Consider the following 18,839-nt stretch of genomic DNA (forward strand, 5'->3'; position numbering starts at 1 on the left):
TCCTCATAATCCAAGCATACGGCGATTGGCGGCGTCATCGGTGCCGCCGGATGCGAAATCGTCAAATGCCTTGTCGGTGACGCGGATGATGTGCGCCTTGACAAACTCCGCGCCTTCACGCGCTCCATCTTCAGGATGCTTCAGCGCGCATTCCCATTCGACAACGGCCCAACCGTCAAAGTCATTTGCGGCCATCTTGGAGAATACCGCGCCAAAATCCACCTGCCCGTCACCGAGCGAGCGGAAGCGGCCTGCACGGTTGACCCAGCCCTGATAGCCGCCATAGACACCCTGCCGCCCGGTCGGATTGAATTCCGCATCCTTGACGTGGAACATCTTGATGCGGTCCTTGTAGATGTCGATATTGTCGAGATAATCGAGGCACTGCAGGACATAATGCGACGGGTCGTAAAGCATGTTGGCCCGCGGGTGATTTTTGACCTGCTCCAGAAACATCTCGAAGGTCACACCATCGTGCAGGTCTTCGCCGGGATGGATTTCATAGCATATATCGACGCCGTGTTCGTCAGCGTGATCGAGGATCGGCTTCCAGCGTCGGGCGAGTTCCCCAAATGCTGTTTCCACCAGACCAGCAGGACGCTGCGGCCACGGGTAGACAAACGGCCAGGCCAGCGCGCCGGAGAAGGTTGCATGCGCGCCGATGCCGAGATTGCGCGAGGCGCGGATCGCCATCTTTACCTGCTCGACCGCCCAAGCCTGACGCGCCTTGGGATTGCCGCGTACTTCCGGTACTGCGAAACCGTCGAAAGCTTCATCATAGGCGGGATGCACAGCAACGAGCTGGCCCTGCAAGTGGGTCGAAAGCTCCGTGACTTCGACACCGTTCTGGCGAGCCACCCCGGCGAATTCGTCGCAATAATCCTTCGATTCAGAAGCTTGCCTCAGATCGATCAGCTGGCTCGCCCATGTGGGAACCTGCACCCCGGCATAGCCTTTTTCGGCAGCCCATTTGGTGATGCCATCCCATGTGTTGAACGGCGCTTCATCGCCTGCAAACTGCCCAAGAAAAATCCCGGGGCCTTTGATTGTCTTCATCAAATTTCTCCTGAATCTGCCCGGACCCCGCCATCAACCGGCATCGAGCAATTTGAGAGCGCGCTTCGCGCTGCATATCGGGAATGAAAAGAAAAACCGTGCGCCTGCCCAGACAGGCGCACGGTATTCAAGCACCTTAGAACGGCGAATCCGGGAAATAGAAATCCTTCGCATTGTCCTTGGTGACGAGCGTTGCATCGAGGATGTAGCTGCCGCTCACAGGAATCTGGTCATAGAAATGACCGGCGGCGAGTTCCATGGCAGTTGAAACCATTGCTGGCGGATAGAGCACATCAACCGGCACAAGCTTGTCGCCATCCATCACCTTCTTGATCATATCCTTGGAGCCTGCACCGCCCACAACATACTGGATGTCGCTGCGGTTGGCCTGCTTGATGGCTTCGAGAACGCCGACAAGCATGTCGTCATCCTGTGCCCAGACCACATCAATCTTCGGATATTTGGTCAGGAAGTCCTGCATGACACGGAAAGCATCGTCGCGGTTCCAGTTACCATACTGGCGATCCAGAACCTTCACGTTAGAGCCTTCAATGCCCTTGTCGAAACCGTCCTGACGCTGCTGATCGATCGGGATCGGCAGGCCGCGAATGACGACGACCTGGGCATCGGGCGTGGTCTTCTTGATATATTCACCGGCCACCTGTCCAAGCGCCGGGTTGTTACCGGCCACGTAGAGATCGCGGATGGAATTGTCGTTGCTGCTTGGTGCGCGGTCGACCAGAGCGACAAAGGTTCCCTTGTCCTTGATTTCCTTGATGGCGTTGACGAGCGGATCGGGATCGGTCGGCAGAACAACCAGCCCGTCGAGGCCCTGAACGGCCAGATCCTGCAACGCATTGGCCTGCGATGCCGCATCGGGCGACGTCTTGACGATGACGTTGAGGCCCGGATGCTCAGCCATCAGAAGCTTCGCCACGCGTTCGGCATGATAGACGACGCCTGCCGTCCAGCCATGATCGGCCGCCGGGATCGAAACGCCGATCGTCACTTTCTTGTCCTGTGCGCTTGCTGCGCTGCCAAAGGCAAGCGCACCCGCCGTCAAGGCGGCGAAAGCAAGCTTCATCAAATTCCCTCGCATAGTCTTCCTCCCAGTAAACACGGGGCTCTCATTCCTCTCTGGCTGGAATCGCCCCAACAATTCCGCCAATCCTTAAAGCGCGTCGCATTTTATCGTACTCGTATGACACGCTTTAAGCTTTTGTTTTCATGCATGTCTTCATCCCAAAACCGGTTCCCACTTTTGGGAGACATGCATTAGACCTATCTTCGCGAAAGCGAACGCTGCACAAGCATGGCGATGATGATAATCGCGCCCTGAATTGCCCCGAGCAGATACTCACTGACGAAGTTCGACAGGATCATGATGTTTCCGATGATCTCCAGAATGAATGCGCCGCAGATCGTGCCCCAGATACGGCCCACGCCGCCGCGCAAAGCTGTTCCGCCAACAACGACGGCGGTAATCGCCTGCAGTTCCCACATCAGGCCGGTCGTGGCCGAGGTAGAACCCAGACGCGGCACATAAAGAAGCACGGCCACAGCGACGCAAAGGCCCTGAATGATGAAGGCGATAGTACGCACTTTCTTGACGGAAATGCCGGAATAGCGTGCTACATCCTCGTTCGATCCGACTGCAATGACATGGCGGCCATAGCGGGTCCGATAAAGGACGAATGCCGCAAGCGCTGCCGTCACGAAAATCACGATAACCGGCACCGGCACGCCAAGAATGGAACCAAAATAGGCCGGGCGATAAAGCGCCTGAATGTCCGGATTGCGCAAGGTGATCGCGCCACCTTGCGACAACCATGTGGTGAGACCACGATAGATGCCCATAGTGCCGAGCGTGGCGATAAATGGCTCGATGCCGCCAACCGTCGTTATCAGGCCATTCAACAGGCCACAGGCTGCACCGACAATCAGCGCCAGCATCACGGCCGCAATCAGCATCATCACCGGATCGGCAATCACCCCACTATTCATGAACAGGATCATGATACTGGCGACGAACGCCACCATTGCGCCCACGGACAGGTCGAGCCCGCCGGATGAAATCACATAGGTGGCACCAAGCGCGATAATGGCGATAAAAGCGCTACGCGTTGCGACATTGAGAAGATTGTCGATGCTGATGAAGTTCGGGTTGGCAATCGTGCCCAGAACAAGCAGCAGGGCGAGCGCGATGAACGGGGCAATTGCCCTTAAATCCCAATCCTTGGATGTCCTCGCCACTGAGCTTTTATCGGTCGCAACCTGTGTCATCTACTTCCCACTTTATTGTTTTTATGCGGCATTTTCGGCTTCAACGCCGGTTGCAAGCACGACGATGTCATGTTCCGTCATGCGGTCGCCTGTCACCTCACCGGCAATCCGCCCTTCCCGCATCACGACGATGCGGTCGCAGATACCGATCAGTTCCGGCATTTCCGACGAAACCACGATGATCGATTTCCCCTCATCGGCCAGATTGGCGATGAACTGATAAATCTGTTCCTTCGTGCCGACATCGATGCCGCGTGTCGGTTCATCGATGATGACGATGGACGGATCGAGCATCATCATCTTGGCAAGCAAAAGCTTCTGCTGGTTTCCCCCCGAAAGCTGACCTGCCAGAATGTCCTTGCGGCCCGTGCGAATATCGAACTCGCGGATCGCATCATCGAGCGCGGAGCGTTCCCGGTTGCGGTCGATCTGCAAACCGCTCACGAATTTCTTCAATGACGCTAGCGTGAGATTGACGCCCAGGTCCTTGGACAGAAGCAGCCCTTTGCCCTTCCGGTCCTCGCTGAGATAAACGATCCCCGCCTTCTGGCTTTCATGCGCATTGCGGAAATGAACCGGCTTGCCATTGTGGCGTGCATCCCCCTTACCGGGTCGCAGACCGACGATCCCTTCCATCAGCTCCGTGCGTCCGGCGCCGACCAGACCGGCAAAGCCGAGTATCTCGCCCCGGTTGAGATGGAAGCTCGCATTCTGCACGTAGCCGGGTACGCTAAAGTTATCGACTTCGAGAATGGCAGCGTTGTCATGCTGGCTTGCGCGGTCAGGATAAAGCTTTGAAACGTCACGACCGACCATCAGCCGGGCCATGTCCGATGGCTGCAATTCCGAAGACAGATGTGCTGAAACAAGCTTGCCATCGCGAAGCACGGTCACACGATCGGATATTTCCTTCACTTCCGGCAGGCGGTGCGAAATATAGAGAACAGCGACGCCCTTTGCGCGAATGTCGCGAATGACTTTCAGCAGCGCTTCCGTCTCGAACGGTGTCAGCGAAGCGGTCGGTTCGTCAAAAATCACCACACGATGCGGCACCAGCAACACGCGGGCGATCTGCACCAACTGGCGCTGCGCAATCGACAGGGAGCCTACAACCGCATCCGGATCGATATCGGCGCCCAGATCACGAATGGCCTTGCGCGCACCTTCGCGCATCGATTTATCATCGACAACCAGTCCACGGTTAAGCTCGCGACCAAGATAGATGTTCTGCGCGACGGTCAGATCGGGTGCGAGGAGAATTTCCTGATGCACCAGCACAATGCCCTGCGCTTCGGCCTCCACTGGCCCCGAGAAAGTAACCGGCTTGCCGTCGATGCGGATTTCTCCGCTCGTAGGACGCTCATTGCCTGCAAGCAACTTCATCAGCGTCGATTTCCCGGCTCCATTCTCGCCGATGATCGCATGGACTTCGCCGCCGAAAATGCGCAAATCGATATTTTTCAGAACCTGAACAGGACCGAATGATTTGGAAAGCGACACAGCTTCCAACAGTGCTGGCCCGTCATCTTTATCTGGCGCACTCATGCGCAACCGCCCACAGCGAACTGCCGCATTTTTTGCGTCTTTAATATGCTCTTTGCCGATAGTTCTGGCTGCACGTGAACTCCTCCCAAAGCGTCACGATAAAAAGCTTAGCTTTCGTTTTGAGGTACGTAAAGCAAAATATGCACTCCAAGGTGTTATCAAACCGGAGGAGCCCTGACCTTACAAGACTTCTGCCGTTAAACAGAAAGGTTCCGATCAATCATCCTGATGGATCGGTTCATCGACAAATGTACCGCCCTGATAGACCGCGAGTGCTGAATCCGGCGCTGGCCGCGGCGTTGTCTTCTCCAGCTCGACCCGGAAACGTTCCGCATTGTCCTTGGGGTGCCAGCCGAGAAAACGGGCATGGTTGTTGTCCCACCACACCGAATCGTTGTTCGAAACACCCCAGATAACGGGACATCCCAGCATCGGCGCCCGGAAAACACAGTCAATCAGACCGGCGAAATCGTCATATGACATCCAGGTCGAAAGCATGCGATGATTGCGCGGCTCCTCAAAACAGGAGCCGATACGAACGATTGCCGTCTCCTGACCGAACTTGTCATGATACATGCTGGCAATGGACTCGCCGAAGCATTTTGAAATGCCGTAAAGACCGTCTGGACGTGTGGGCGCCTTTGCGTCGATATATTCGTCCTGTCTATAGAAACCGATCGTATGGTTTGAGCTGGCAAAAATGATACGCGGACGGCCATGCGCCCGCGCGGCTTCATACAGATTGTACATCCCGACGATATTTGCGTTGAGTATCTTGCTGAAAGACGCCTCGGTCGAAATACCACCGAGATGCAGAATACCGTCGCAACCTTCGACAAGACGCATGACTGCATCCATATCGCCGAGGTCACATTGAACCAGCTCTTCATTGAGTTTGGCTTTGCCGAGATCGGCAACGTCGGACAGGCGCAGCAGCTCGGCTTTGCCGGCCAGTTTATCTCGCATTACGCGCCCGAGTCCGCCCGCAGCACCGGTAATCAGAAGTCTTTTCACGAAAATCTCCAATCGGACGGGATAGGGCAAAATTCGACCGTTCGGCTTGTGGGCGTCAGAGCCCTCGTGAACGGTTATCTTAAGGATGGAAAAGCAGCGTCCCCTCCCAGGTACGTCGCCGCGACAACCATCATACATGTCCAAAAATGACGGTCAACGCCGACACAGACGGCAACCTATCGCTTCCGACGACGATACGGAAGATCACTGATCCGGTAACAGGCTAGTAAGATTATCGATGAGCGGCGACCGGTTGTTCTTCATCGAAACCAGCCCCAACCGCGCCAGAAGAGGCTCGCCTTCGATTGGACGATAAGTCACCCCGGCCAGCTTGATCTGCGCAATGGCGGTTGGAACAATCGAGACGCCCAGATCGGCTGCGACCAGATTGACGACGGATGGCATCTGCGGCGCTTCCTGCGCGACGATCATTTCAAAGCCCGCATTCCGGCAAGCCTCAACCACATCGTCGTAAAGGCTAAGCCCCACAATGCGCGGGAAAAGCACGAATGCCTCATTTGCCAGAGCTGAAATCGGCAGCTTGGGATGAACGGCAAGCGGATGATGGCTCGGCAGGGCGATCAGCATCGGCTCATCAGCCAGCCGCTTCATGCGTACGTCCTTGGAATTTTCCAATCCGGGCCGGATGAAGGCAGCGTCCACCTCTCCCCTGACCAGCTTTTCCATCAAAAGATGACTGTTCATCTCCGTCAGGGTCAGCCGGACATCGGGCCATCTGGCCCGAAACTTGCGGATTGTACCGCTGACGGTCGGGTTGAACGCGGACGATGCAGTGAAACCCAGCGCGAGCCTGCCGGTTTCTCCACGCGCCGTGCCCTGCGCTACAAGCTTCGCCTTCTCGGCGGCGGCAAGGGAGGCCTTCGCTTCACCAAGAAAAGCCGTGCCGGCTGCCGTCAGTTCGGCTCCATGCGGCACGCGATGAAACAGCGCCACCCCGATCTCGTTCTCGAGGTCGCGTATCTGCTGGCTGAGCGGCGGCTGACCGATACCGAGCTTCGCAGCCGCGCGGGTAAAATTGCCCTCTTCGGCCACGGCCAGAAAATAACGCAGATGACGTAGTTCCATCGCTATATCCAAAAGCTATTGCAATCGTCACTTCCATATATTGGACAAATGACGGGCATTTGACTAGATCAAAAAGCGGGAGGATTTGAAAAGGCAAAGTCATGTCACGCCTCGCAGAACGCAGCCTCGACAGCGTAAGAACACCGGAAAGCCAGCTCAAGCTCGTTTCAGCTCCCACGGCAACCGAACAAAAGCATTATCTCGTCAAGGGCACACCGGCATTTCGCAATGCGAGCATTGCACTCTTCCTGTCCGGCTTTGCAACCTTCTCCCTGCTTTACTGTGTCCAGCCGCTCATGCCGCTTTTCGCGCATGATTTTAACATCACGCCCGCGGCCAGTTCCTTATCGCTTTCCGTTTCGACAGGCTTTCTCGCCTTTGCAATTTTCGGTGCTGCCGTCGTATCTGAGCGCTTCGGACGCAGGACACTGATGTTCGTCTCGCTCCTCGGCTCAGCACTTTGCACGATAGTCAGTGCATTGGTGCCGGACTGGCATATGCTGCTCGTCATCCGTGCCCTGCAGGGCCTGCTGCTTGGCGGTGTGCCTGCGGTCGCCATGACCTATCTGGCGGAAGAAATCGACCCGCGCGGCCTTGGCGCTTCAATGGGGCTTTATATTGCTGGCAATGCATTCGGCGGCATGGCGGGCCGTGTCATTGCCGGAACGCTCGCAGAGTATTTCTCCTGGCGCGTCGGTCTGGCAGGCATGGGGCTGCTAGGACTTGCCGCATCCATCGGTTTCCTCTTTCTGCTGCCCGCATCGCAGAACTTCATTCCGCGTCCGGGCTTCAATGCACGGTTTCACCTCGGCGCATGGATCGGCCACATCCGCAACCCGGCCTTGCCACTGCTCTTTGCCATTGGCTTTCTCGTGATGGGTTCATTCGTCACCATCTATAACTATATCGGTTTCCGCCTCGTGACGGCGCCTTATAGCCTCAGCCAGACAGCGCTCGGCGCCATTTTCACGGTCTATCTGTTCGGCATTGCAGCTTCATGGCTTGCTGGCAGAATGGGCGACAGGCTCGGCTATTTCACCGTGCTTCCCATCGGGCTTGCCATACAGGCTGCGGGCTGTCTTCTGACCCTCTTTGCACCGCTGCCTGTCATCATTGTGGGTATCATCCTCGTGACAGTCGGCTTCTTCGTCAGCCATTCGGTCGCCAGCGCTCTGGTCGGTCGACTGGCACTCCACACAAAGGGACATGCGTCATCGCTCTATCTGCTCGCCTACTATCTCGGCTCCAGTGTTGCCGGTGCAGCGGGCGGCTATTTCTGGGTTGCGGATGGATGGTCTGCGGTTGCCGAATTCACCTTTGTCATGCTTGCCATTGCGTTCGCAGCGGCACTGGGTGCAGCCCGCCTGTCAAGCCGGAACTGAGATTGGACAAAAAGATAAAATTTTATGGAACCATCTTCATTCCAGAGCGTTCATGCGGCTCGGAAGGAGAATGATTGCATGCAAATTGTCGATGCTCTGGTCAAAAGATGCGGCAAGGAAAATTCCTATCAGGTAGAATTCATCGGTGAAGATGGCGAAACTGTTTGCGTATCCTTCCGCCACGATTCCGAGGAAGAGCTGAGCCACCATGACGCCATTGCGAGCGCGCTTGCCAAGATGGCGCCGCTCACAGCTTATGGTGCAGCGTTCATCAGCATCCTGTCGGCCAACAAGTTGAACACGGCCGCCACAGCGGCCTGATAAGTTCCAATAGGAAAGCCCTGCGCTCCAGCCGGAGCGCAGTTTTTTGTGTCTCTTGATCTGCCTTTTTGAACCGCTTTGGGATTGATATCCTTCTGAAAATTGCCTAGCTGCTTGACAGGAGCGAAGCAATTGACGGAGGTTCGGACATGAGCGAATTGGCCGACTGGTTATCGGACACACATCCGGTCACACGAAAGAATGCGGCTGAAGTTGTATTCGACGATATTCGCTCGGCCATCACATCCGGTCGCCTTGCCGTGGGCACCCGCCTGCCCTCTGAAACTCAACTCGCTGGCCGGTTCGGTGTCAGCCGCCCAATCGTGCGCGAGGCGCTGCGGTCACTACAGACACTGGGCCTCACCCAGACCCGAACAGGTAGTGGCACCTACGTCCTGAATGCTTCCCCCGCGAGCGAACTGAATTATGGCGGCTATTCCGCGCGTGATCTGATCGAGGCACGCCCGTTCATCGAAGTGCCGGCGGCAGGCTGGGCAGCCTTACGACGCAGCGCCGAACAACTCGCCAACCTGCTTGAACTTTGCGACAAGATGGACCGCCAGACGGACCCACAGAAATGGGAATTGCTCGATTCCGAATTTCACTGCGCGATTGCCGAGGCTTCCGGAAACACGGTCTTCTCCAAGATTGTCGCTGATGCCCGCGAGGCGCTGATCCAGCAATCTGAACTCGTCAACCTGATGTCTGGCCGCCGCGAAGCTTCGAATGTCGAACATCGCCTGATTGTCGAAGCTATTGAGGCGGGATCGGAAGCTGATGCCCGCGCTGCAATGGAAACGCATCTGAGCAAAGTCAAGACTGCTGTAACGACGATCATCGGCAAGGATGAGGTCTGACACCACAATTGCAGGACCACTGCTTTACACCGGATTCGCGCAGATTATTCATGCCAATCCGGCTTGGCGCGGCATTTTCATGCCAGATAAGCACAAGCCGGTAACACTTTATTCCTGCTGATTTTTTCCCTGCCAGCCTATTTCGGAAATGCATGCGATGCTTCTCATTTGAAGCCGAATACTTGACGCGCGTTCTGCGATATGCGTTAAAACCGGCTTCAAAATCTGTCATGCAGCTTTACAGAATGCCCATCAAATAGGGATGAATTCCATACCCTCATTGAATGACCGGCGGGGCGCCCTAATTGGCCTTTCACGCCGAACGGTCGCCTGTCGAAACCGCGCTCTCAGGGAGGAGCAATGCCGATCGAAACCATGAAAGCCACCCCGGCCGAACGCGAAGTGTTCGTTGAAGAGGACCGCGGTTATCACAAGGCCCTGAAACCGAGGCAGATCCAGATGATCGCCATCGGCGGCGCGATCGGTACCGGGCTCTTTCTCGGTGCAGGCGGACGCCTCGCAATGGCAGGTCCGGCCCTGGTCTTCGTCTATGCCCTCTGCGGCTTCTTTGCCTTTCTGGTGCTGCGTGCACTGGGCGAGCTGATCATGCATCGCCCCAGCTCCGGTTCCTTCGTCTCCTATGCCCGCGAATTCTACGGTGAGAAACTGGCGTTCGTGGCAGGCTGGATGTACTGGCTCAACTGGGCCATGACGTCGGTCGCGGACGTAACGGCTGTTGCGCTCTACATGAATTTCTTCAAGCACTATGTGCCGTGGCTGCAAGGCATTGACCAATGGGTGTTCGCACTGACGGCCCTTATCATCGTGTTGTCGATGAACCTTCTGTCGGTGAAAGTGTTTGGCGAGCTGGAATTCTGGTTCAGTCTCGTCAAAGTCATTGCGCTCGTGACCTTTCTGGTTGTCGGCATTTACTTCGTTGTCTCCGGCACGCCGATTGACGGTCATTCGGCTGGCTTCAGCATCATCACGAATAGCGGAGGCCTTTTCCCGAACGGTATATTGCCTGCATTCATCATCATACAGGGTGTGGTTTTCGCTTATGCATCCATCGAGTTGCTGGGCACCACAGCGGGAGAAACCGAAGACCCGCGCAAGGTCATGCCCCGCGCAATCCGCACCGTGGTCTTCCGCCTTCTCGTCTTTTATGTAGGTTCTGTTCTGCTGCTCTCGCTGCTTCTTCCCTACACAGCCTATTCTGCTGGCGAGAGCCCGTTTGTGACCTTCTTCGGCAAGATCGGCGTCGAAGGTGCGGATATCATCATGAACCTCGTCGTCCTGACCGCGGTTCTGTCGTCGCTGAATGCCGGGCTTTATTCCACCGGGCGCATCCTGCACTCCATGGCCATTTCCGGCTCGGCGCCAGCCTCACTGGCCAAGATGAACAAGAACGGCGTTCCCTATATGGGCATCGCCGTCACCGCGGTCGTCACTGTCATCGGTGTTGTTCTCAATGCTGTCGTGCCTGCGGCAGCCTTTGAAATCGCGCTTAATCTCTCCGCGCTCGGCATCATCACGGCATGGGGCGTCATCGTCCTTTGCCAGCTGAAACTTTGGCATCTTGCGCGTCGCGGCGAAATCGTGCGCCCGGATTTCCGCATGTTCGGTGCACCTTACACCGGCATCCTCACACTCGCATTCCTGCTTGGCGTGCTTGTCCTGATGGCACTCGACTATCCAGTCGGCACATGGACGATTGCTTCGCTGGCAATCATCGGCCCTGCCCTCATCCTCGGCTGGTATATGATGCGTGAACGCATCCATCGACTTGCTACCGAACGTGCTGTAGACGCCAGCATTCCCGGTAAGTGAGAGGATTCGGAAATATGACGCTTGCAAAGCCTTCCATAGCGGTGATCGCCACTGGCGGCACCATCGCCAGCAAGCGTGGGGAAGACGGAGCAAGCACACCGGTCCTGTCCGGTGAGGATCTGCTGGAATTCGTACCGGGCCTTGAAGCGGAGCTTCGCCCGGTCGACCTGATGGCGAAGGATTCTGCAAGCCTCACCCTTTCCGACATGCAGCGCATCAGCGATGCCGTCGGTTCCTGCCTCAAGGATGGCGACTTCGACGGCATCGTCGTCCTGCACGGAACGGATGCCATGGAAGAAACGGCGCTGCTGGTGCATCTGCAGCGTCGCATCAGCAAACCCGTGATTTTCACCGGAGCACAGTTTACCGCCGACCACCCGCAGGCGGATGGGCCGGAAAATCTCGCCACCGCCATTCGGCTTGCCTGCGATCCGGCCAATGCCGACAAAGGCGTCCTTATTGCCTTCGGTGGACGGATCGTACCGGCTTGGGGGGCATACAAGTTCAACAGCGACAGCGCCGACGCCTTCCGCTCTGCACGTATGATCCAAATCCAGAGCCCGGTGCTTCCCGCTCCTGTCGGTGACCGCCGGATCGACACGATTGCCATTTATCCCGGCTGCGATGCCCTCCACATAGAAGCGAGCATTGCAGCCGGTGCCAGCGGCATCGTTCTTGCAGCGCTCGGTTCGGGCAATACCACACCCTGCGTTGTCGAAGCTGTCCGCGAATGCTCGCGCCGCAATATTCCCGTTGCAGTTTCAAGCCGCGTACCGGAAGGCCTGTTGACACCCGGCTATGGCGGCGGCGGCGGCGGATATGATCTTGGCGAAGCTGGAGCCATTCACGCACATACACTTCGCCCGGGTCAGGCGCGCATCCTGCTTGCCGCATTGATCGCGAGTGGCAGCTCAAAGGATGCGATGGTTCACGCTTTCAGCGACGACGGATAAGCAGGTCAGCCCGGAAACTGGCGGTAGCATTCTTCCGCCACCTGCCGCAGGCGTTCGCGCGAAATCTCGCCGCTTACTGCATAACCAAGATCGCTGTCGATCCAGTAGAAAGTTTCGACACCATCGCTTGAAGCAAAACGGAAGCTCGTATCGCGGTTATCCGGATTGCGACCGACGATCACCGAAAGCCGTTTTCCAGCCTCGTCCTCATACATGAAGAATGCGCCCGCCTTGCCGTCAACCGGCAACAGGCGTCCACCAACAAGCTGGAAGCCCAACGAGCGGAGATCGGGAACACGAAGGTCGGGTATGTCGAGCCGTTTGCCAAGCCATGTCGCAAGATGCGCCTCTTCGTTGGAAAAGACCTCGACCGGATGCCGTACTTCGCTGGCATAGATGAGATATGCCGCCTGCGACTGCTGTGGCAGGGTTTGCACGCTCGCTATTTGCGGCTCTACTTCCGCAAACAGGCGCGAGCCTGCAAAGCCGCCAGCGGCGCCGATCAACAAGGCCGCCAGAACCGCTGCGGCAACAGCGCTACGATAGGTGCGCGACTGGCGTATCCCCGCTGAGCGGATCATTCCGGGATCGTCGTTCTTTGCCTTGGCATAACCGGAAAAGAGTTGCCTGATACCGTCGTTCTGTCTGCGCCATTCGGCAGCCAGCGCCGCCTGCTCGGGGTTGCTTTCAAGAAGCCCGGCAATGCGCGCATGTTCTGCTTCGGACAATTGCCCGTCGACAAAGCCGAGCAGTTCCGCTTCGGTTATGGGAGAATTGCGTTCTATCATCGGTTTCTCCGAAGCGTTACAATATTCGAGCCGCTCATATGTTCGGCAACGCGATGTCTTGCCCGTGAAAGCCGCGACATGACCGTTCCGACAGGTATGCCCAGCATTTCTGCCGCCTCGCCATAGCTGTAGCCTTCGACGACGATGAGCATCAGCACCGCGCGGTTATCGTCCGGCAGGGTGTTGATCGCCTCTTCAAGCTGCTGCAGCTGGAACGGATCCGTCTCCGTCGCAGCGACACTGACATTTTCAGCGGCATCCAGCGTTTCATGTCGGGTCCGGGCGCGGCTTTTGTAGCCATTGCGGTAAAGATTGGTCATCATCGTGAGTATCCACCCACGCAGATTGAGGCCACGCCACTGGCCGCGCCGCGACAACGCCTTCGCCACGCAATCCTGCAAAAGGTCCTCGCCTTCGGCATCGGACTTGGCAAGGCTGCGCGAATAACGCCGCATGACCGGCAGGAGGGCCAGAAGCTGGCCCTCGAAACTTTCGGGAGCGGGATGGCTCACATCGGCCTCATGGCTTTGCGGCGTGCCAGACTCCATTGACGCCGTCTCCGGTGACATCGCCGGGCTTCTTGTCCTTCACCCAGTAATAGAGCGGCATTCCGTCTTTCGCCCATTGCTCGCTGCCATCCTTGCGCTTGACCAGCGTATATGCGCCGGAAGCCTTTGCTCCCTTCATCGCCATGAAGGGCGGCCAGTTCTTGGCGCAAGTATCATAGCAGCTGGATTCACCCTTGCTATCCTTGTCGAAAGTGTAGAGCGTCATGTCTTTGGCGCCTGCCAGAACCTGCCCTTTCGAGCTTTCCATCGTCTTGACGGATGGCGCGGCCAGCGCGGCTGACGCCGCCACTGTAGCGATTGCCAGTACGGACATAAAACCAAACGTTTTCATGATCTGCCTCACGGGGTTCCAATCGCGACATGCGATATGGAGATAAGACAATCGACGACCGCGATTTATTCCCGAAGCCGCAAATATTTTTCCGTTCCAGCATCAGAGTGCCATCAAACCCATTGATTAGCAGGCTCTAAATATTATATATAGCTACACATATAATAGATAGCTATACAATGTCTCAGTCAAAACATGATCTTGAAGCGGCTTTCACGATGGAGCTTTCCACGGCCGCGCGCAAAATGCGTAACCTGTTCGATTCCCGCGTCCGGGAACGCGGGCTGACGCTGGCACGTGCCCGCGTGCTCCTGCTTCTCGCTCAGCAGCGCGACTGGAACCAGCGCGAGCTGGCAGATGCTCTGGAAATCGAGCACCCTTCCGTGGTGCGCCTTCTGGATGGGCTTGAAAAGCAGGGGTTGATCTATCGCGCCGCGGTTGAAAGCGATCGCCGCGCGAAACGTATCGAGCTGACGGGTGAAGCGCAGGCGCAGGTGCGCGAGCTGCAGGAAATCACCCGCAACATCCGCTCCGAACTGCTGCAGCGCATAGACCGGCCGACACTGGAAGCAGCCCTTACTGTTCTTCAGGAAATCAGCCAGACGGTGGAAACGACACTCGCGGGGAAAGACCGCTAGAACCATGTCGGAAGAAGACAAAGATCAGCAAGGACAACAGGCTTCCCCGGCAAGCCAACCGGCTGCAACGCCTGCCGTTCCGCATATGCCGGTTTACATGTCCGCTATCTACATCGCCGCGTCTGTTCTAATGTGGTCGACGCGCGGTCTCAGTATGTATTTCATCTCGGCCAACACGCAGCAGATACAGGGATCACTCGGCGCAACGCTGACGGAAACCTCGTGGCTTATCGCAGCCTATATGGCTCCCTATGCCAGCCTGACGATCCTTCTCATCAAGATACGCACCCAGTTCGGTCTGCGCCGTTTTGCGGAAATCGCAATCGCCGTGTTTCTGATTTCTTCCCTGCTGCATCTGCTTGTCTATGATATCTGGTCGGCGATCCCGATCCGCTTCATTGCGGGCGCTGCTGCGGCGCCGATCTCGACCATCGGCTTTCTTTACATGCTCGAAGCCTTTCCGCCCGCCAAGAAAATGACTTGGGGCCTCAGCCTTGCGCTCACCTGTTCGGCTGCGGCAGGCCCACTGGCGCGTGTCATCTCACCGCTACTGTTCGATATCGGCCAATGGCAGCAGCTCTATATGGTCGAAATCGGCCTGTCGCTAGCAGCCTTCGCCGTCGTCTATATCCTGCCGATGACACAAGCGCCGCGTGCAAAAGTGTTGCACTGGCTGGATTTCGTCGCTTACGGACTGATCGCCATCGGCTTTGGGCTTCTCGCGGTCGTACTGGTTCAGGGCAAGAACTATTGGTGGTTCGAAGCCCCCTGGATCGGCATATGTCTGGCGATCTCAATCGCTGTTCTTGCCTGCGCTGCCGCAATCGAACTCAACCGCGAACAGCCGCTGATGAACCTGCATTGGCTGTTCCAACCGGAAATCCTGCGCTTCACGCTGATCCTCTTCATATTTCGCATCGTGCTTGCCGAGCAGACAACCGGTGCGGTCGGCCTCTTTCAGGCATTCGGCCTGCAGGACGGCCAGAGCCGCGGCCTTTATCTCGTCATTCTCGCTGCATCCTTGGCGGGGGGCATTACCTGCGGCATGTGGATGAAGCTTGAACGCGTATCGTTCATCTTCGGGCTGGCGCTGGTCTTCATCGCGGTCGGTGCCTTTCTGGACAGCCATGCCACAAACCTGACCCGCCCGCACAACGCCTATCTCAGTCAGGGCCTGATAGCCTTCGGCGGCGCTCTGTTCCTGCCCCCGGCCATGCTTGCGGGCATCACCAAGGCGCTGAAACAAGGACCGACCTACATGACGAGTTTCATCGTCATCTTCCTGTTCACGCAGAACATCGGCGGTCTTATCGGCTCTGCCGTGTTCAGCACATTCATCGCGATCCGCGAAAAGTATCATTCCGCCTATCTGGTGGAGCAACTGGTTATGTCCAACCCCGTCGTCGCCCAGCGCGTTCAGGCGCTCTCCGGCACCTATGCAAAGGTTCTGGCTGATCAGGGACTGACGAAGGCCGAAGGGCTGGCGCTTCTCGGACAACAGGTCACCAAGGAAGCGACGGTGCTGTCCTATAACGATGCTTTTCTCGCAATCTCCGTCATCGCGAGCCTCTCGCTCGTTTGCCTGATCGCCTATCGCTTCTATGAAAACATGCACATCCACCATAACGCTACGGTGGCTGGTTAAATCGACGAGTATTTGAAAATGTCAGTTGGAAAACAGTATATTCGCGGCAGCCTCGCTCTCATCATCGGCCTTGCAGGCGTTCTGATGGTGCTGTGGGCGTGGCAGTTGCCGCCTTTCAAACACACCGTCGAGACAACCGATAACGCCTATGTCCGTGGACAGGTGACGGTTATCAGTCCGCAGGTTGCCGGTTATGTCACCAAGGTCAATGTCAACGACTATCAAACAGTAAAACAGGGCGACCTACTGTTTGAGATCGACAGCCGCAGCTATCAGCAGAAGCTGGATCAGGCGCTGGCCGCACTCAACAGCAAGAAGGCAGCTCTGGCCAATTCAGAACAGAGCCAACGTTCGGCTGAAGCGACGATCCAGTCGCGGCAGGCACAGATTTCCGGCGCCAAGGCAGCACTTGAGGTAGCCGAAGCCAATGCAAAGCGCGTCGAGGCTTTGCTGCCGCGCGGTGTGACCACGCAAAGTTCTGCTGATACGGCTCACGGCACCCTGCTTCAGGCGCAGGCCTCCGTCGAGGAAGCTCAGGCAGCGCTGGCCGTCGCACAACAGGACCTGCAGTCCATTATCGTCAATCGCGACAGCCTCAATGCCGATATCGCCAATGCGGAAGCAACCGTTGAACTGGCGCGGATCGACCTGCAGAACACCCATATCATTGCCCCGCGTGACGGTACGCTCGGCGAAGTGGGCGTGCGTCTCGGTCAATATGTGACAGCGGGAACGCAGCTCGTCTCCGTCGTACCAAAGATCAAATGGGTAATGGCGAATTTCAAGGAAACTCAGCTATACGGCATGAAGATTGGCCAGCCGGTCACTTTCACCGTTGATGCGCTGCGTCATGCGGAATTGAAGGGGCACATCGAAGCTTTCGCGCCTGCTGCCGGTTCCGAATTCAGCGTCATCAAATCCGACAACGCGACCGGCAACTTCACCAAGATCACCCAGCGCCTTTCCGTTCGTATCGCCATCGATGAAGATCAACCGGATGCGGCACGTCTAGTGCCCGGCATGTCGGTGGTCGTCCGTGTCGACACAAATGCAGAGCCAGTTGCAAACTAAAACAACCGCAACTTACGGGCATGGAACGCCTCGGCGTAGGTCTCAGGCGCGCGGCATTCCATGCCGCGTAGCCGGGCAAGCCCGCGAAAGGTTTCCGCGTCAAACCAGTCCTTCGAGCGCTGCGTGCCGAAGTGTTTCATCAACAGGTCGATCTTGCGATCCATGATCGCAGCCGGCAGCGCCGAATAGGCGTTGGGCTGGCCCAGATCGCCATCCCATTTCGGGATTTCATATTCAAGGATCATCTGATCCCGAAACAGGTTCCATGTCAGCTCGTTGACCGTGCGGTGGTCCTGATGCGCATCGCCATGGCGATGAGTAAAGACCATATCCGGCTGCCCTCGCCCGCGCTGTTCGATCAGCCATTGTTTGATCTCACGGCTTTGCGCCGGGAAATAACTATCCTCGAACGAGGCAAGATGAATGTTGAAACTGTCTATCCCGCGCAGAAAATCGCGCACGGAAGCCTCTGCCTCCGCGCGCCTTTCTTCGTTTCCCGACAAAACACACCACTCCACATGCAATGGCGTGCCGCTCTCGATCAGGCTCAGAAGCGTGCCGCCGCAACCGATTTCGATATCGTCGGAATGCGCGCCCAGACAAAGCAACTGCAGCGGACGGCTCTGATTTGCGAGCGAGCGCAGATCAATCATAGCGCTATCGCGACATTGGTAGCGCGTCGTTCGGCCTCTTCCGCCTTGTGCCTCTTCCAGGGCATGTCGCCCTTTTCGACCATGTCCTCAAGCGTCTGCCAGTCGCGCAGCGTATCCATCGAGCGCCAGAAGCCCTCATATTTATAGGCCATCAGCTGGTTTTCGGCGATCAGACGGCCGAATGGTTCAAGCACCAGTTCTTCCCCTTCGCGCATATAGTCGAAGATTTCCTTGCGGAAGAGGAAGTAACCGCCATTGATCCAGATATCGGAGGTGTTCGACGTCCGGAAAGCCCGCACGTCGCCGCCTTCGGCAATATCGGCAAGGTGATAGGTCAGCGGCGGGCGGACGGCGAGGAAACAGGCAATCTTACCGCTGGCACGGAAACGTTCCGTCATGTCGTCGAGGTCGACATCACTGAGCCCGTCGCTGTAATTGGCGAGGAACATCTCCTCATTCGCCACATGCGACCGCGCACTCCAGAGTCTCTCGCCGATATTGCGCCAAATCCCCGTATCGAGCAGCGTCACGCTCCAGTCACGATCCACTTCCTCAAGCAATTGCACATTGCGTCCGCCATCGGAAACCACACAGTCCGCGAAGGTCTGCGGGCGGATCGTCAGGAAGAAATCCTTCACGACATTGGCCTTGTAGCCCAGGCACAGAACGAACTCATTGTGCCCGTAGTCGCTGTAATATTCCATAACGTGATGCAGGATCGGCTGATGGCCGAGCGGAATCATCGGCTTCGGGATGTTCTCCGAATATTCGCGGATTCTGGTTCCAAGACCGCCGCAGAACAGAACGACTTTCATGA

At 56.9% G+C, this 18,839-nt stretch carries 19 protein-coding genes; 8 read left to right on the top strand and 11 right to left on the bottom strand.

Annotation, left to right across the window (positions count from 1 at the left end; all coding sequences use genetic code 11):
• Nucleotides 1-3: 3 nt before the first annotated feature.
• From KWJ32_RS04050 to KWJ32_RS04075, 6 genes are all read right to left on the bottom strand, one after another.
• Nucleotides 4-1,056 (bottom strand): sugar phosphate isomerase/epimerase, encoded by a 1,053-nt coding sequence (locus KWJ32_RS04050; RefSeq protein ID WP_012092836.1) that lies wholly within the window; start codon nt 1,054-1,056, stop codon nt 4-6.
• Between the two features lie 136 nt (nt 1,057-1,192).
• Nucleotides 1,193-2,155, bottom strand: coding sequence for a substrate-binding domain-containing protein (locus KWJ32_RS04055; RefSeq protein WP_012092835.1), 963 nt, complete (start codon nt 2,153-2,155; stop codon nt 1,193-1,195).
• A 182-nt stretch (nt 2,156-2,337) separates the two neighbouring features.
• A complete protein-coding gene (locus tag KWJ32_RS04060; RefSeq protein WP_010658605.1) occupies nt 2,338-3,339 on the bottom strand; it encodes an ABC transporter permease in 1,002 nt (333 codons plus the stop codon).
• Nucleotides 3,340-3,360: 21 nt separating this feature from the next.
• The gene (locus KWJ32_RS04065) at nt 3,361-4,884 is read right to left on the bottom strand and encodes a sugar ABC transporter ATP-binding protein (RefSeq protein ID WP_012092834.1); all 1,524 of its coding nucleotides are present in this window, start codon (nt 4,882-4,884) and stop codon (nt 3,361-3,363) included.
• A gap of 216 nt (nt 4,885-5,100) precedes the next feature.
• Nucleotides 5,101-5,898, bottom strand: coding sequence for an NAD(P)-dependent oxidoreductase (locus KWJ32_RS04070; protein ID WP_012092833.1), 798 nt, complete (start codon nt 5,896-5,898; stop codon nt 5,101-5,103).
• A gap of 204 nt (nt 5,899-6,102) precedes the next feature.
• Entirely contained in the window at nt 6,103-6,984 is an 882-nt protein-coding gene (locus tag KWJ32_RS04075) for a LysR family transcriptional regulator (protein WP_012092832.1), read from the bottom strand.
• Nucleotides 6,985-7,085: 101 nt separating this feature from the next.
• Between KWJ32_RS04075 and KWJ32_RS04080 the strand changes: the two genes are divergently transcribed.
• The 5 genes from KWJ32_RS04080 to KWJ32_RS04100 all read left to right on the top strand — a co-directional run bounded on the left by KWJ32_RS04080 (nt 7,086) and on the right by KWJ32_RS04100 (nt 12,327).
• Nucleotides 7,086-8,366 carry an MFS transporter gene (locus tag KWJ32_RS04080; RefSeq protein ID WP_012092831.1) on the top strand — a complete coding sequence of 427 codons (1,281 nt, stop codon included), beginning with the start codon at nt 7,086-7,088 and terminating at the stop codon, nt 8,364-8,366.
• A gap of 78 nt (nt 8,367-8,444) precedes the next feature.
• Nucleotides 8,445-8,687 carry a hypothetical protein gene (locus tag KWJ32_RS04085; RefSeq protein ID WP_010658600.1) on the top strand — a complete coding sequence of 81 codons (243 nt, stop codon included), beginning with the start codon at nt 8,445-8,447 and terminating at the stop codon, nt 8,685-8,687.
• Between the two features lie 149 nt (nt 8,688-8,836).
• Nucleotides 8,837-9,544 (top strand): FadR/GntR family transcriptional regulator, encoded by a 708-nt coding sequence (locus KWJ32_RS04090; protein ID WP_012092829.1) that lies wholly within the window; start codon nt 8,837-8,839, stop codon nt 9,542-9,544.
• Between the two features lie 360 nt (nt 9,545-9,904).
• On the top strand, nt 9,905-11,374 hold the full coding sequence (locus KWJ32_RS04095) for an amino acid permease (RefSeq protein ID WP_012092828.1): 1,470 nt from the start codon (nt 9,905-9,907) through the stop codon (nt 11,372-11,374).
• Nucleotides 11,375-11,388: 14 nt separating this feature from the next.
• Nucleotides 11,389-12,327 (top strand): asparaginase, encoded by a 939-nt coding sequence (locus KWJ32_RS04100; RefSeq protein ID WP_012092827.1) that lies wholly within the window; start codon nt 11,389-11,391, stop codon nt 12,325-12,327.
• 5 nt (nt 12,328-12,332) lie between these two features.
• Here the strand turns inward: KWJ32_RS04100 and KWJ32_RS04105 are convergent, their stop codons facing one another.
• From KWJ32_RS04105 to KWJ32_RS04115, 3 genes are read right to left on the bottom strand one after another with little or no spacing between them, the layout of a single operon-like run.
• Nucleotides 12,333-13,115, bottom strand: coding sequence for an anti-sigma factor (locus KWJ32_RS04105; RefSeq protein ID WP_012092826.1), 783 nt, complete (start codon nt 13,113-13,115; stop codon nt 12,333-12,335).
• On the bottom strand, nt 13,112-13,663 hold the full coding sequence (locus KWJ32_RS04110; protein ID WP_036586510.1) for an RNA polymerase sigma factor: 552 nt from the start codon (nt 13,661-13,663) through the stop codon (nt 13,112-13,114). Before KWJ32_RS04110 ends, KWJ32_RS04105 begins: the two co-directional genes overlap by 4 nt.
• The gene (locus KWJ32_RS04115) at nt 13,635-14,015 is read right to left on the bottom strand and encodes a hypothetical protein (RefSeq protein WP_012092824.1); all 381 of its coding nucleotides are present in this window, start codon (nt 14,013-14,015) and stop codon (nt 13,635-13,637) included. Before KWJ32_RS04115 ends, KWJ32_RS04110 begins: the two co-directional genes overlap by 29 nt.
• Nucleotides 14,016-14,194: 179 nt before the next feature.
• Between KWJ32_RS04115 and KWJ32_RS04120 the strand changes: the two genes are divergently transcribed.
• The 3 genes from KWJ32_RS04120 to KWJ32_RS04130 are packed head-to-tail and all read left to right on the top strand — an operon-like array spanning nt 14,195 to nt 17,369.
• A complete protein-coding gene (locus KWJ32_RS04120; RefSeq protein WP_012092823.1) occupies nt 14,195-14,653 on the top strand; it encodes a MarR family transcriptional regulator in 459 nt (152 codons plus the stop codon).
• 4 nt (nt 14,654-14,657) lie between these two features.
• On the top strand, nt 14,658-16,298 hold the full coding sequence (locus KWJ32_RS04125) for an MFS transporter (RefSeq protein ID WP_012092822.1): 1,641 nt from the start codon (nt 14,658-14,660) through the stop codon (nt 16,296-16,298).
• A gap of 18 nt (nt 16,299-16,316) precedes the next feature.
• Nucleotides 16,317-17,369 (top strand): HlyD family secretion protein, encoded by a 1,053-nt coding sequence (locus KWJ32_RS04130; protein WP_012092821.1) that lies wholly within the window; start codon nt 16,317-16,319, stop codon nt 17,367-17,369.
• On the opposite strand, the gene KWJ32_RS04135 is transcribed toward KWJ32_RS04130, so the two are convergent.
• Complete coding sequence (locus KWJ32_RS04135; RefSeq protein WP_012092820.1) at nt 17,366-18,022, bottom strand: PIG-L deacetylase family protein; 657 nt, start codon at nt 18,020-18,022, stop codon at nt 17,366-17,368. The genes KWJ32_RS04130 and KWJ32_RS04135 overlap by 4 nt on opposite strands.
• A complete protein-coding gene (locus KWJ32_RS04140) occupies nt 18,019-18,837 on the bottom strand; it encodes a sugar phosphate nucleotidyltransferase (protein ID WP_012092819.1) in 819 nt (272 codons plus the stop codon). The genes KWJ32_RS04135 and KWJ32_RS04140 overlap by 4 nt, the downstream gene beginning before the upstream one ends.
• Between the last annotated feature and the right edge of the window lie 2 nt (nt 18,838-18,839).

The sequence above is a fragment of the Ochrobactrum sp. BTU2 genome (assembly GCF_024539785.1).
GTDB classification, from domain to species: Bacteria; Pseudomonadota; Alphaproteobacteria; order Rhizobiales; family Rhizobiaceae; genus Brucella; species Brucella anthropi.